General features: G+C 59.3%; 8 protein-coding genes. 5 read left to right on the top strand and 3 right to left on the bottom strand.

Annotation, left to right across the window (positions count from 1 at the left end):
• Window positions 1-6 precede the first annotated feature (6 nt).
• From JOE34_RS08295 to fdhA, 5 genes are all read left to right on the top strand, one after another.
• On the top strand, window positions 7-303 hold the full coding sequence (locus tag JOE34_RS08295) for a sarcosine oxidase subunit delta (protein WP_003316160.1): 297 nt from the start codon (window positions 7-9) through the stop codon (window positions 301-303).
• The gene (locus tag JOE34_RS08290) at window positions 300-3,320 is read left to right on the top strand and encodes a sarcosine oxidase subunit alpha (protein ID WP_024665605.1); all 3,021 of its coding nucleotides are present in this window, start codon (window positions 300-302) and stop codon (window positions 3,318-3,320) included. The genes JOE34_RS08295 and JOE34_RS08290 overlap by 4 nt, the downstream gene beginning before the upstream one ends.
• 50 nt (window positions 3,321-3,370) lie before the next feature.
• Window positions 3,371-4,003 (top strand): sarcosine oxidase subunit gamma family protein, encoded by a 633-nt coding sequence (gene soxG / locus JOE34_RS08285; RefSeq protein WP_003393613.1) that lies wholly within the window; start codon window positions 3,371-3,373, stop codon window positions 4,001-4,003.
• A 208-nt stretch (window positions 4,004-4,211) separates the two neighbouring features.
• A complete protein-coding gene (purU, locus tag JOE34_RS08280) occupies window positions 4,212-5,069 on the top strand; it encodes a formyltetrahydrofolate deformylase (RefSeq protein ID WP_003319123.1) in 858 nt (285 codons plus the stop codon).
• Between the two features lie 115 nt (window positions 5,070-5,184).
• Window positions 5,185-6,384, top strand: a complete 1,200-nt coding sequence (fdhA, locus tag JOE34_RS08275; protein WP_003393616.1) for a formaldehyde dehydrogenase, glutathione-independent — start codon at window positions 5,185-5,187, stop codon at window positions 6,382-6,384.
• Window positions 6,385-6,470: 86 nt separating this feature from the next.
• On the opposite strand, the gene JOE34_RS25815 is transcribed toward fdhA, so the two are convergent.
• The 3 genes from JOE34_RS25815 to JOE34_RS08260 all read right to left on the bottom strand — a co-directional run bounded on the left by JOE34_RS25815 (window position 6,471) and on the right by JOE34_RS08260 (window position 14,817).
• A complete protein-coding gene (locus tag JOE34_RS25815; protein ID WP_235664503.1) occupies window positions 6,471-7,553 on the bottom strand; it encodes an RHS repeat-associated core domain-containing protein in 1,083 nt (360 codons plus the stop codon).
• A gap of 317 nt (window positions 7,554-7,870) precedes the next feature.
• Window positions 7,871-8,881 carry an RHS repeat-associated core domain-containing protein gene (locus tag JOE34_RS08265; protein ID WP_209995536.1) on the bottom strand — a complete coding sequence of 337 codons (1,011 nt, stop codon included), beginning with the start codon at window positions 8,879-8,881 and terminating at the stop codon, window positions 7,871-7,873.
• A 119-nt stretch (window positions 8,882-9,000) separates the two neighbouring features.
• Window positions 9,001-14,817 carry a hypothetical protein gene (locus tag JOE34_RS08260; protein ID WP_046265641.1) on the bottom strand — a complete coding sequence of 1,939 codons (5,817 nt, stop codon included), beginning with the start codon at window positions 14,815-14,817 and terminating at the stop codon, window positions 9,001-9,003.
• Between the last annotated feature and the right edge of the window lie 56 nt (window positions 14,818-14,873).

Here is a 14,873-nt window from a genome sequence, read left to right as displayed (position 1 = left end):
CCGACCATGCTGCATATCTTCTGTCCTCACTGTGGCGAACTGCGCTCCGAAGAGGAATTCCACCCGTCCGGTCAGGCGCACATTCCGCGCCCGCTGGACCCCGGTGCCTGCACCGATGAGCAATGGGGCGACTACATGTTCTTTCGCGATAACCCGCGCGGCCTGCATCACGAACTGTGGATACACGCCGCCGGTTGCCGCCAGTATTTCAACATGACGCGCAACACCGTGACCTACGAGATTCTCGAGACCTATCCGATCGGTACCAGGCCGCAGTTCACGGATCAGGGAGACAAGGTATGAGCCAGACCCATCGCCTGCCCAACGGCGGCCGTATCAATCGCAGCAAGGTGCTCAACTTTACCTTCAACGGCCAGACCTACCAGGGCTTTGAAGGTGACTCGCTGGCCTCTGCCCTGCTCGCCAACGGCGTCGATATCATCGGCCGCAGCTTCAAATACTCCCGCCCGCGCGGCATCTTCGCAGCGGGTTCGGAAGAGCCCAATGCCGTGCTGCAGATCGGCGCGACCGAAGCGACGCAGATCCCCAACGTGCGTGCTACGCAACAGGCGCTCTATGCCGGACTGGTGGCGACCAGCACCAACGGCTGGCCGAGCGTGAACACTGATGTCATGGGCATTCTGGGCAAGGTCGGCGGCAAGCTGATGCCGCCGGGTTTCTACTACAAAACCTTCATGTACCCGCAATCGTTCTGGATGACTTACGAGAAGTACATCCGCAAGGCTGCAGGCCTCGGTCGCTCGCCGACCGAGAACGATCCGGACAGCTACGATGCGATGAACCAGCACTGCGACGTGTTGATCGTCGGTGCGGGCCCGGCAGGTCTGGCCGCTGCCCTGGCAGCAGGTCGCAGCGGTGCCCGAGTGATCATTGCCGATGAACAGGAAGAGTTCGGCGGCAGCCTGCTCGACAGCCGTGAAAGCCTCGACGGCAAACCCGCCACTGAATGGGTGTCGACGGTCGTCGCCGAGCTGAAAAGCCTGCGCAACGTCACCCTGCTGCCACGTGCCACGGTCAATGGCTATCACGATCACAATTTCCTGACCATCCACGAGCGCCTCACCGACCACCTGGGTGATCGCGCGCCGATCGGCATGGTCCGCCAGCGCATGCACCGGGTACGTGCCAAACGTGTGGTGCTGGCCGCGGGTACTCACGAGCGTCCGCTGGTCTACGGCAACAACGATGTGCCCGGCAACATGCTGGCCGGTGCCGTATCGACTTACGTCCGTCGTTATGGCGTGGCACCGGGCAAGAAACTGGTGCTTTCCACCAACAACGATCATGCTTATCGCGTCGCTTTGGACTGGCTCGACGCCAGCCTGCACGTGGTCGCGATTGCGGATGCACGGCATAACCCGCGTGGCCCGCTGGTTGAAGAAGCGCGGGCCAAAGGCATTCGCATTCTGACCGGCAGCGCGGTCATCGAGGCCCGCGGCAGCAAGCGCGTGACGGCTGCCCGCGTTGCCGCCATCGACCTCAAGACGCACAGCGTGACCAGCCCAGGCGAATGGCTTGAATGCGACGTGGTTGCCAGCTCCGGCGGCTACAGCCCGATCGTGCATCTGGCCTCGCACCTGGGCGGCAAGCCGGTCTGGCGCGAGGACATCCTCGGCTTCGTACCGGGCGAAGCACCACAGAAACGTATCTGCGTAGGCGGAGTCAACGGCGTCTACAGCCTGGCTGACAGCCTGGCCGATGGCTTCGAAGGCGGCGTGCGCGCTGCCAGTGAAGCGGGCTTCAAGGTGGTCGAAGGCGTGATGCCCAAAGCCCTCAGCCGTGCTGAAGAACCGACGCTGGCGCTGTTCCAGGTGCCGCACGAAAAAGGCACAGCACGCGCCCCCAAGCAGTTCGTTGACTTCCAGAACGACGTCACCGCCGCCGCCATCGAACTGGCAACCCGCGAGGGTTTCGAGTCGGTCGAGCACGTCAAGCGCTACACCGCGTTGGGTTTCGGCACCGATCAGGGCAAGCTGGGCAACGTCAACGGTCTGGCCATCGCCGCCCGTTCACTGAACGTGACGATCCCGGAAATGGGCACCACCATGTTCCGCCCCAACTACACGCCGGTGACCTTCGGCGCGATAGCCGGGCGTCATTGCAAACACATCTTCGAACCCGTGCGGTTCACCGCGCTGCACGCCTGGCATGTCAAAAACGGCGCCGAGTTCGAGGACGTCGGCCAATGGAAACGGCCGTGGTACTTCCCGAAAAATGGCGAAGACCTGCCCGCAGCCGTCGCTCGCGAATGCAAGGCGGTGCGCGACAGCGTTGGCCTGCTGGACGCTTCGACGCTGGGCAAGATCGATATTCAAGGCCCGGATGCACGCGAGTTCCTCAACCGCATCTACACCAACGCCTGGACCAAACTGGACGTCGGCAAGGCCCGCTATGGCCTGATGTGCAAGGAAGACGGCATGGTCTTCGATGACGGGGTCACTGCCTGTCTCGCTGACAACCACTTCCTGATGACCACCACCACGGGCGGCGCAGCGCGTGTCCTGCAATGGCTGGAAATCTATCAACAGACCGAATGGCCGGACCTGAAAGTGTATTTCACCTCAGTGACCGATCACTGGGCGACCCTGACACTGTCCGGCCCCAACAGCCGCAAGCTGCTCAGCGAAGTCACCGATATCGATCTGGGCCGTGAAGCCTTCCCGTTCATGACCTGGAAGGAAGGTCTGGTCGCCGGTGTGCCGGCCCGGGTATTCCGTATCTCGTTTACCGGCGAGCTGTCCTACGAGGTCAACATTCAGGCCGACTACGCCATGGGCGTTCTGGAAAAGATCGCCGAGGCAGGCAAGCAGTACAACCTGACGCCTTACGGCACCGAGACCATGCACGTGCTGCGCGCAGAGAAGGGTTTCATCATCGTCGGTCAGGATACTGACGGCTCGATGACGCCCGACGATCTGAACATGGGCTGGTGTGTGGGCCGTACCAAACCGTTCTCCTGGATCGGCTGGCGCGGCATGAATCGCGAAGACTGCGTCCGCGAACAGCGCAAGCAACTGGTCGGCCTAAAGCCGGTGGACCCTGCCAAATGGCTGCCGGAAGGTGCGCAACTGGTGTTCGACACCAAACAGACGATTCCGATGAGCATGGTCGGCCACGTGACCTCCAGTTACGCGCACAACTCGCTGGGCTATTCGTTCGCGATGGGCGTGGTCAAAGGCGGCCTGGCGCGTATGGGCGAGCGAGTCTTCGCACCCTTGGCCGATGGCAGCGTGATCGAAGCCGAGATCGTTTCTTCGGTGTTCTTCGATCCGAAGGGCGAGCGGCAGAACATCGAGTAGCACGCGATGAGTCGATCATCCGCAGCACACAGAATTCAAGCAGGTGAATCATGAGCACAGCCAACGTTTACCAGCAGCGCCCGACCACCGACGTCAAAGCCGAGTCGCCGCTGTTCCATGCAAACCTCGACAGCCTGATTGGCAAGGGGCGCGCCAGCCCGGGGGTTTTCCTGCGCGAGAAGAAGCTGCTGGGGCACCTGACGATTCGTGGCAATGCCCACGATCCGGCCTTCGCCGCTGGCGTACACAAGGCGCTGGGCATGGAGCTGCCCGCCGCGCTGATGCTGGTCATCAACGGCGAAAGCTCACTGCAATGGCTTGGCCCGGATGAATGGCTGCTGATCGTGCCGGGCGGCGAAGAGTTCGCGGCAGAACAAAAGCTGCGTGAAGAACTGAGCGGGCAGCACATCGCGATCGTCAATGTCAGCGGCGGGCAGTCAATCCTTGAACTGAGCGGACCGAAGGTACGCCAGGTACTGATGAAGTCCACCAGCTACGACGTGCACCCGGACAACTTCCCGGTGGGCAAGGCAGTCGGCACTGTGTTCGCCAAGTCGCAACTGGTGATCCGCCGGACCGGTGAAGAAACCTGGGAGCTGCTGGTCCGCCGCAGCTTCTCGGATTACTGGTGGCTGTGGCTGCAGGATGCGAGTGCCGAGTACGGGCTGAGTATTCAGGCGTGAAGCGCCGTGGACCTGGGCTGAAACCTCAGCGTCAGTCTTAATGAGGACTCCTGCTGGAGCATTGGCACGATAGCCGACACGGTGATTATCGTCCCCACGCTCCGCGTGGTGGGAATGCAGTTCCGGACGCTCTGCGTCCTGCTTGAGCATGCTGGCTGACACTGTCAGTCAGATTTGCGGATAACGAATACTCTGGAGCATTCATTTAATGAGCCGCGCGCCCGATACATGGATTTTGACCGCCGACTGCCCCAGCATGCTGGGCACGGTAGACGCAGTGACGCGCTTTCTGTTCGAGCAGGGTTGCTACGTCACAGAACACCATTCCTTCGATGACCGCCTCTCGGGACGCTTCTTCATCCGTGTGGAGTTTCGTCAGCCTGAGGCTTTCGACGAACAGGGATTCAGGGCCGGGCTGAGTGAGCGCGGCGAAACGTTCGGCATGATCTTCGAACTCACGGCGCCCAACTACAGGCCAAAAGTCGTGATCATGGTCTCGAAAGCCGATCACTGCCTCAATGACCTGCTCTATCGCCAGCGTATCAATCAACTGTCCATGGACGTGGTCGCGGTGGTGTCCAATCACCCTGATCTTGAGCCACTGGCTGGCTGGCACGGCATTGCGTACTACCATTTCCCACTGGACCCCAACGACAAGCCCGCGCAGGAAGCCAAAGTCTGGCAGGTCATCGAAGAGTCTGGTGCAGAACTGGTGATTCTTGCCCGCTACATGCAGGTCCTGTCTCCGGACCTGTGTCGCAAGCTGGACGGCAAGGCGATCAATATCCACCACTCGTTACTGCCCGGTTTCAAAGGCGCCAAGCCTTACCATCAGGCTTACAACAAGGGGGTGAAGCTGGTCGGTGCCACGGCGCATTACATCAACAACGATCTGGACGAAGGTCCGATCATTGCCCAGGGCGTGGAAGTGGTCGACCACAGTCACTATCCCGAAGACCTGATCGCCAAGGGTCGAGACATCGAAGGACTGACACTGGCCCGCGCGGTGGGTTATCACATCGAACGGCGGGTGTTCCTCAACGCCAACAGGACGGTGGTTTTGTAGGCGCAAGCTGCAAGCTGCAAGCTGCAAGCGATCCGTATTTCTCGCCGCTTGAAGCTTGCAACTGTTCTTCTCTGCTCTAAATCTGCTTCATCACAATAAAAGCGAGGTGACATGTATGTCTGGTAATCGCGGTGTAGTGTATCTCGGCGCTGGCAAGGTCGAAGTGCAATCAATTCCTTTCCCGAAAATGGAAGATCCACGCGGCAAGCGCATCGAACACGGCGTGATTCTGCGCGTGGTCTCCACCAACATCTGCGGCTCCGACCAGCACATGGTACGCGGCCGCACCACGGCGCAAACCGGGCTGGTGCTAGGTCATGAAATCACTGGCGAGGTGCTGGAAGCCGGTCGTGACGTGGAACATCTGAAAGTCGGTGATCTGGTTTCTGTGCCATTCAACGTGGCGTGCGGTCGCTGCCGCAGTTGCAAGGAACAGAACACCGGTGTCTGCCTGACGGTCAATCCGGCGCGTCCCGGTGGAGCCTATGGCTATGTCGACATGGGTGACTGGGTTGGCGGCCAGGCTGAATACGTGCTGGTGCCTTACGCGGACTTCAACCTGCTCAAACTCCCGGACCGCGACGCGGCGATGGAGAAAATTCGCGACCTGACCTGCCTGTCCGACATCCTGCCCACCGGCTACCACGGCGCAGTGACTGCCGGGGTTGGCCCTGGCAGCACGGTTTATGTTGCAGGCGCCGGCCCGGTCGGCCTGGCTGCAGCAGCGTCAGCGCGCTTGCTGGGCGCTGCCGTGGTGATCGTCGGCGATGTGAACCCGACGCGTCTGGTTCACGCCAAGGCCCAGGGCTTCGAAATTGCCGACCTGTCCCAGGACACTCCCTTGCACGAACAGATCGCTGCCCTGCTCGGCGAACCTGAAGTGGATTGCGCCATCGACGCCGTAGGCTTCGAAGCACGCGGTCACGGCCATGCTGGCGCTCAGGCCGAAGCACCCGCCACCGTTCTCAACTCGTTGATGGGCGTAGTGCGCGTCGCAGGCAAGATCGGCATCCCCGGCCTGTACGTCACCGAAGACCCGGGAGCCGTGGACGCCGCGGCAAAAATGGGCAGCCTGAGCATTCGCTTCGGTCTGGGCTGGGCCAAATCCCACAGCTTCCACACCGGCCAGACCCCGGTCATGAAATACAACCGCCAGCTGATGCAGGCGATCATGTGGGACCGCATCAAGATCGCCGACATAGTGGGTGTCGAGGTGATCAGTCTGGATGATGCTCCGCGGGGGTATGGCGAGTTCGATTCGGGCGTGCCGAAGAAGTTTGTGATTGATCCGCATGGGTTGTTTAGCAGGGCGTAGATCCATCTTCGATCTTTTAAAGCAGCGTAAAGCAGCGCACTTTATGCAGGTGCGCTGCTTCCTGAGAGGTCAGTCGAATTTCCTTTCTAAAACCGCACGGCAATATTCACGGAAGACGTGGGATCTGACTGCCTGAAATTAACACTTACTGAAATACTGTAAGAATGATTTCTCTGCAACATTTCCCCTCTTCTGATTACCTTCAAGGCACGTGCTTGAGAGTGTGAAAGTCTTGGATACTCATAAATTGTATCCATTGGCAGATCTTCAGTGAGCACACGCTGGAATGGCGTTGCGGGAAGCTCGATACGCTTTGGACGGCGCACCACTCCGCTTGGGAGGTGGTAGATATTACGAGGTGCTATTGAGGCCTTAGGGGCGGCCCACCTTGTATGCAACCGCGCGTCGCTTGGTACCGCAGGTAAACGCCGTCGAGTTTTTAGGTGAGCCGGCACATTTTCAGGTTGGGCCAGTTTATTGATGAAATCTGGAACAGCTACGGGCTCTTTAGCCCCTGAAGCGCTTCCTGTACGCGTTAAACCCAACGAGGCTGGCCTGCCAGGCACGAGAACGCTATTGCGGTGCCCGGTGACTTGTTTCGCCGTGACCAAAGCTCGTCTATTTCGGAATATCTGTGCCAGTATTCGAGCACCAGCCTGCCCACTCGGATCAACCCCATTAACAGGATCCCCCCCACAATACCCATACGCATTCACCCCACCCTCGCCAAACGGGCTCAGACTGTCCGGGCTGTTAAACCTCATCAACACCGGGTTAAACGCCCGATACCCGTTACCCAGCAAATAGTGCCCCGTCACCGGGTCAACCCGCTGGCCGGTAAAGCCCGGCAGGCTTGCGGGGCCTGAAGGATGACGATGTCCGTAAGGCGTGTAGGCAAACTCCAACCCCTGAGCGGCGGTCACTGACTGCTGTTGATCCGTTACCAACAACGCGCCGTCGCGCTGATTATTTTCTGCACTCAGGCACGCCAGCAAATGCTCATCCGTGCGCATAAGCGTGTGCTGGACCTGCCCCTGAATCTGCATAGCCAGGTGTGTCTTCTGATAAAAAAGGCGAGTGCTACCCTGCCCCGCAGGCGCGCAATCGGCCAGGCGATCCAATGGATCGTAGCGATAGACACAGAGCACGGACTGCCCGGACGAAGCCATGTTGTCACTCCTTTGAAATCACCCATGGCAGCAAGTCTGGGCTGACTCCGTGCTTGCGCCCAGCTAGCAGAACTACTAGGTGCCAGGCCGAAAGGCGCTGGGCACAGTCACACCGGCACTCAGACCGAAACGCCCGCCATCGTGGAGCCTGATGCAGACGTGACGAAGAAATTTGTAATTGATCCGTGTGGGTTGTTGAGTATGACTTAAACACTGCAACCTTATTATCACCTTCATGATTAAAAGCCCCCCACCTACCCTCTAACCAACTGGGTGGTTGGCCTTTATCGGAATCGACTTGGCACGTCTATCCGCTTCTAGGAAGATTTATTGCCATCCCGATGTTTTCCAACCACCTTCTCATAATATTTTTGATCATTATCCATAACATACGGCACCCGACCATCTCTTTGAGCAACTGACCGATTATCTCGGACCTGCTTACTGAGCAGGCTACTAGCTCCATGAATGTCTGTCTTATTACCACGTGCATCCACGTACTTATAACGACGAGGAACGGGCGGCGTTACATCGTTCAGTTGCCCTTTCTTGGGAGGAAGGGCCGGCGGAATGCCGTTCAGTTGCCCTTTCTTGGGAGGAATGGGTGGTGGGGTAGAAGCGGGTGATTTAGTAGTAACCCCAGGATCAGACACATGTACGCTCACCGAGTTAGTTGAAGCAGTAACCTGTGTGGACCCGGAACTCTCCGCAGAAGTAACCAACGGGGAAGACATAGAATCTTGGCTACCTCTTCGACCAAGTAAACGCTTTTTCACACTGCGTCCTCTTTTCAAAATCTTCAGTAAAAACGTTGGCCAATGCCCGCTCGGATCAACCCGATTAACCGGATCCCCCTCACAGTACCCATATGCATTCACCCCACCCTCACCAAACGGGCTCAGACTGTCCGGGCTGTTAAACCTCATCAACACCGGGTTAAACGCCCGATACCCGTTACCCAGCAAATAGTGCCCCGTCACCGGGTCAACCCGCTGGCCGGTAAAGCCCGGCAGGCTTGCGGGGCCTGAAGGACGATGCCCGTAAGGCGTATAAGCAAACGCCGCCCCCTGAGCCACAATCACTGACTGCTGTTGATCCGTCGCCAACAACACGCCGTCGCGCTGATTATTTTCTGCACTCAGGCACGCCAGCAAATGCTCATCCGTGCGCATAAGCGTGTGCTGGATCTGCCCCTGAATCTGCGTAGCCAAGTGAGTCTTCTGATAAAAAAAGCGAGTGCTGCCCTGCCCCGCAGGCGCGCAATCGGCCAGGCGATCCAATGGATCGTAGCGATAGACACAGAGCACGGACTGCCCAGACGAAGCCATGTTGTCACTCCTTTGAAATCACCCATGGCAGCAAGTCTGGGCTGCCTCCCTGCTTGCGCGCAGCTAGCAGAACTACTAGGCCGTTCCGCCTGCAGGAAGAAAAACGCCGGGGACGCGCCCTACTCCCGCACAGCCCTCACCCATACCGAGTAATAATGCTCCTGCACGTAGGCGTTGCTGTCAGGTTCCGGCGACCCGCGCATGCTGTCGATTGACGGGAAAAGACCAAGGTTCCAGTTCCGTCTGGCGGGCAATTGCGGCGTGACTCCATTTTGATCAGGCTCACGTGCAGGCTCGGACAAATCCGAGGCCAGCACGCCGGTAATCTGCCCGTTCTGGTCCAGCACTTTCCCGGCCACGAACATGAAATGAAACGGGTAGTCAGAGGACGGGCTGCCCTCCAGCCCACCTCGCTCGATGAAACCGATACCTTCGCCGATCTCGGGAAATGACTGCTCGCCGACAAAGTAGTCAGAGTGGTCGCGTGCACTTATCCAGTCATCGAGCGCTGTTGTCGTGATATTCAGGCTCACCGGCTGGCCATCCTGCAGGGCGACGACCTCGACATTGGGCACCAGGGGCGTCGGATCGCCCAGGCTCTCGCCCCGGTAATCGAACGCGACTTGCCCACCGGCATATTTCGAGACCAGAAATTCGGTGCTGGAGATGCAGCTTTCAGGCACCGCTGCCTTGGCTTCAAGCCTCACATAACCGTCACGATCCGCTGCGATGGAGTGGAACAGACTCGATGGCACATTGAGCTTGCCGGGCACCAGAACGTCGTCGTTCATGATGTGCAGGTCTTCATGGTGAACCTGAAGCGTTCCGCTCGCCGTGTCATGAGCGGAATGGGACTCGTGGGTTGCCAAACTACCGGCCGGCCGCCGGGTGCGGATGCTGCAGATCATCTGATCGATGACATTGCCGCCCTTGAGCGCTGGCCGGTTGATCAGCGTGAACTCATGCCCGCCGATGTGACGCACCCAGGGCAGTGCCAGAGTCTCGGCGCGCGACCGGCCTTGCGGCGGCACCAGCAGAAACACCCCGCTGCGCTCATCCCAGTCGGCCCGGTAGATCCTGCCATTATCCAGCTTGACGTAGTCACGCCCTTCAATCGAGTAACTGCCGCGCTTTGGCCCGCTGCTGATCGCCTCGGCACCGGTCAGGTCGACAGCCGCGCTGGCAATCCCCACACCTCGGGTGCGCTCGGGATAAAGGGCGTCGTCGATGTGCAGTTGCAGTTGCGCACCGCTCAGATGTGCATGCTCGGCCGGCTGCTCCAGGCTGGTGACCGACTCATAGGTATAGCCGCGCTGCGAGGAGAGAAAAATGCGTCGCGCATCGGTTTCCGAGACATCATCAAGGGACAGCACCGCGATACTTTCGATTCTCGACGGGTCGGTAAAACAGGCTTCGATATCATCGATGACAGACCCCGAATGACTCAGGTAAAACTCGTCGTGGAGATGCCCCGCCAGCATGCCGAGATGCCTGGCAGGCGAATGGGCGAACCAGGCTTTCTCGCCTGACTTCAGGCTGACTTCTGCCATCATCAGGTTGTTCCGGGCCAGCTTCTCCTGAAGCTGACTGACGAAGCCGCTCCGCTCGCTGGCGAGCGGCGGAATGTTTTCCTGTGCAGCCAGAAGCGGCTCGTTCAAACGAAGCTGTTTGAGGATATTTTCCCCCAGGCTCAACTCCCGAGATCTCGATGCCGCCCCCCACTCAATGGTATGGCCCAGCAAGGTGTTGGCCAGCGCCGCCTGGTTACGCGCAGCAAAAAGAATGGCCAGTTCTGCGGGGGTATCGAGTACATAAAAGGGATTTTCCAACGTGGTAATGGACGAGGGCAGCCGCGATTTGATTTTGGCCACAGCGTCGATGTTCCTGGCAACCCACTGAGGGTTGCGTGCGTAGGCTTCGTTCGCTGCCTTCGAACCGTAGAACAGCTCCAGCGCAAAGTCATCATGGGCAATCCCGTTGCGATAATCCGACTGGTCGCGCCACAGGTGGGGCAACGCTCGCTTGGGATCTGCTTTCGGACTGATTTTCTGCAAAGTCAGAGCAACAGGTGGCTGGTCGTGCAACGTCTCGCCCGGCGCCAGCGCCAGGAAGTTCTCGATGGGCACAGTGCCGCGGTAGTGAACACCGCGATCCGCTTCGATCACCAGTTCCTGTCCGCTGCCATCACTGAGCGTCGCCAGGACACCCGCCACGGTCTTTCTGCCGACCAGACCTTGCAGCGTGTCGCTTATCCGGACGGTCACGAACATGCCTTGAGCCGCGATAATCTCTGCCTGGATTTCAGGCTTGTAGGCCGGTATGGCAGGCAACATTCTGGCGACTTCCATGCGGCTGCCGTCAGCGCGAATGAAGGCGGTCGTCTCCACTTCAGTACCTGCATGTTCGAGCACCTCGACGTGGCCATTACGCTCGGTAACGTATTTGTGCTCGATCACGCCAAGCGCTGTGGTCTGCAGTTTCGCATTGCTGTCCGAGTCGATGATCTGAGCAGGGACTGTTTCAAGCGTCGCCACACAGTTGTCATACCAGCTGACCGTGTTGGCAGGAGCCAGAAAACGCTCCGGCTTGCCGCTGAAACCGACCGGAAATGCTTCGGTATGGGCAAAACGTGAAAGCTGCGGGGCGTCGACCGTTGACTGCGGGCGCCTGCGCCATTGTCCTGCTTCCAGGTCCAGCGCATGCAGAGGTCGCAATTCCGTTCCTGCCACCCCGCTGACCGCCCGGCAGGCAAAGCCGTTGAGCATGTAGATCTTCTCGCTTATTCCACCCAGCAACACCGCCCGCGCGCCGCCCTCGACCATCGCGTTGCCGTTCCAGTCGATGCGCGTGACCTTCCTGCCCGTTTGCCGCTCGGATATCTGCCCATCCTCGGAAACCCGCCAGTGAGAGCTGCTTGTGGACGGCCGACGCCGCGCGAGGTGTTCGCCCTCGATGGCATCGCTGTGCTCAGGGTGTCGAACCGTTTCGGTCAGATCAGACCGGTCAGGCACGGCGCGCTGGCTGACGGTCTGTTGATCATGCGGTCTCGCGGACCGGAGCCCCTTCACCGCTGATATGCCGCAATGCAGCGCCGAATGCAGACCGACCAGCATAAAGCCGAAGTTCTTCACAGACTCCTCGTAGTCGTTGGCCTTGATCGACTCGCCGAGGGCCTGGACCTGCTGGCTCATCGTCCAGATATTGGTGCCTTGCAGCATCAGTACACCCAGCACCCTGGGAGGGACCGTGCGCATTTTGCACAGCACCAACTCGGCAATGATGTTGAGTGCATCCATCGCGATGCCTTCATCATTGCCGTCGTAAATATCGAATCCCAGGTTGATGAAGTTGCCCAGCACAGGAATCAGTCCGCCGACCTGATGCACCAGTTGCAGCACATGCTGTGCGCTGGTCGACATGTTCTGAATGTCATCGTCGTTCGCCCGGGCGCTCAACATCTGCCTGAACGCCAGAGCACTGGCTTCAAGCCGGACCTTCTCGTCGGCGCTCAATAACTCGATGCAATGAACCGGTCTGTCACTGTCCGACAGCGCAGCCCCTTCCAGAGTCTGCAGGCGCTGGGCGGCCGTACCTGAAACCAGCACAAGCCGCTCGGCCTCCAGCGTCTGGTAGGTTTCGGTCGCCTGAATGGCGTAGTTCTCGGCGTCTAGCCTGAAGGCTGCCTGTGGCGCGGTCAGTCGAGCAGGCAGGTGGCCGTTGTTGACGAAGGCAATGTTCGCGTCGAATAAGCCGGTCAGCTTCGCTTGCAGGGCATCCAGACTTGCTGTGTAACGGGTTTTATCGGCGAGCGCCTGAGCCAGTCGCCCGAGCCGTTCATCACGATTGTCGGCAAGCGCCAGCTCGCGGCGCAGGTCTTCGTCATACACCACACTCAGCAGTGTTCGATAACCGGCCGACTCTTCATGCTTGAAAAACGTGCCGGTATTGATCCAGCCGGCCTGGTAACTGATATCGAACGAAGACCGCGCAATCACCGGCCAACAGGATTCGTTCAGCCCCAGATAACGACACAGTTCACGCGCCACGAACTCCGGCTGGGTAGGCTGCAGAACGACTTGCAGTCGCTGTTGATCCTCGAGGTCCTGCGCAATCACTCTGTAGTAGGTGTTGACTGCGTCATTCAAGCGCCGCGCATAGGCCGCCTGACGCTGTGCTTCCGGCAAAGCCGGCAGGTCCTCCTGGTAATGGGCCAGCAGATAACGGACCGCGCGCTGCAATGTAACCGAGTGGCCGACGTCCCATTGCACCTCGCGCAACTCCTCGGTCAGTTCCACAAACCGCGACCTGATGACGTCATAAGCCCCAAGCGCAAGGGGATCCACGTACAGAAACGGAGGTTCTTTGCTGCGGATATCGAAGGCTTCGATGTCGATATCGCTCAGCGAATGGCGACGCTGGACAGGATTGGGCACGATCACTTCCACGATCAGCCGTTCGATATTGATCGCCCCCTCGGCTTCGCCATAGCGAATGGTGTTGATCATGTAAGACGACAGTTCCTGGCGCGCCGCGTCGAAGTATCCGGCAAGATCCTTCGCGCGCCAGGGATTGACGGTGTGCTGCTCGCGGTAGACATCGTGGTGGCCGTCGCTGTCGTAGACAACCAGTTTCAGGGTGATGCCACCGGCTTGCTGGAACATTGCCAGCAGCGCGTTTTCGTTGTCTTGCAGCGATGCACCGAAATGCCGGTAGCTGTTCAGCAAAGTGCGACATCGATCAAGATGCCACCGCATCTCCTTCTCCAGCTCAAGGTCGATGACACCGTAATCGTCAGTTCCATGCGCCTGGACCTTGTGCTGCCGAAAGGTGTAGACCTGCGACGTATCGAGCATAAAACGCTGGTGTTCTGCGAGGGTGAAAGGCAACGCGCGCGCAAGCATCGCGAGATGGGCTTCGCGCTCTCCGGGCAACAGCGCAGTGATCGCCTGCAGCAGATCGTCTCGTGTGGCAGCCAAGGGAATGTCGACACCGTAGTAATCGAGCAGACCATGCAGTGAAACGGCTTGATCGTCGCGAATGGCCAGAATGCACCTGGCATCCGCCGACTGCAGATGCGGCGCCAACGGGGTCAGGCTGTCCGTGAAACGGATGACCCGCAGGTGCAGGTCTGACAACGTGGCATACGCAGGTTGCCGCCCCAGGGAGACGCCCTGCAGTTGCAGCGAGTGAACCGGCCGGCCTTCATTCATCCTGACATGCAGCACACAGGTGAAAGGCTGTCTGAAGTCCATCTGAGTCTTGTCGACCAGATCCAGAACGTAGCGCAGGTCTTTACGGCGTACCCCGGGCAACAGATCTTCATCGATATCGCCAGCCGGATCCACGCGGGCGATAACCCGCAGCAACGTCTTGAACTGCTGCAATATCGAACTGCCAAAAGCGACGCCGGCAAACAGCGGCGAGTCGTCAGCTACGGCCATGAACACGCTGTTGGTCATACAGGTGCCGGTCTTCACGTCCCGCAGGCGTGCGCGCAGCGTATTCAGCAACCTGGGGTAATCGCCCCGGGCGCGATCAATGCGCTCGGCTCGGACGCTCGGCAAATGGGACTCGCGCTGATGACTCTGCGCAATATCGAACGCCGCCTTGGCCAGTTCGTGCTCGGGGCCCGCATCCGATACTGGCGAATCGACGGAACGGGTAACACGTTCGGTGCTGTCGCCAAGCGCGTTAAGCTCATCGTCAAACAGCACTGATTTCAGGGTATTCAGGAGTTCGATGTCGTCGGCCCATCGCCCGAACGAGCTGGCTGCCCCGAGTACCTGGATCTCGTCCAGAAGCGTGAAACCTTCAGGCCGGGGCCGTTGGAGAATGGCGGCCAGCTGCTCGCTACCCTCAGTTGTCAGCATGTGCTGAAGACTTTCCCGGCCGGCAGCTGATATGGAAGGAAGTGATGCGGTGTAGGTGTCGGTCATTGCTGATGCTCCGTGCATTCCAAATGACCGACACCATGCTGTTTCGCGGAAAAAGC

Source organism: Pseudomonas sp. PvP028 (assembly GCF_017832255.1).
Lineage (GTDB): Bacteria > Pseudomonadota > Gammaproteobacteria > Pseudomonadales > Pseudomonadaceae > Aquipseudomonas > Aquipseudomonas syringae.
The sequence above is the reverse complement of the archived record's forward strand: the minus strand, read 5'-3'. Positions and strand labels throughout refer to the sequence as shown.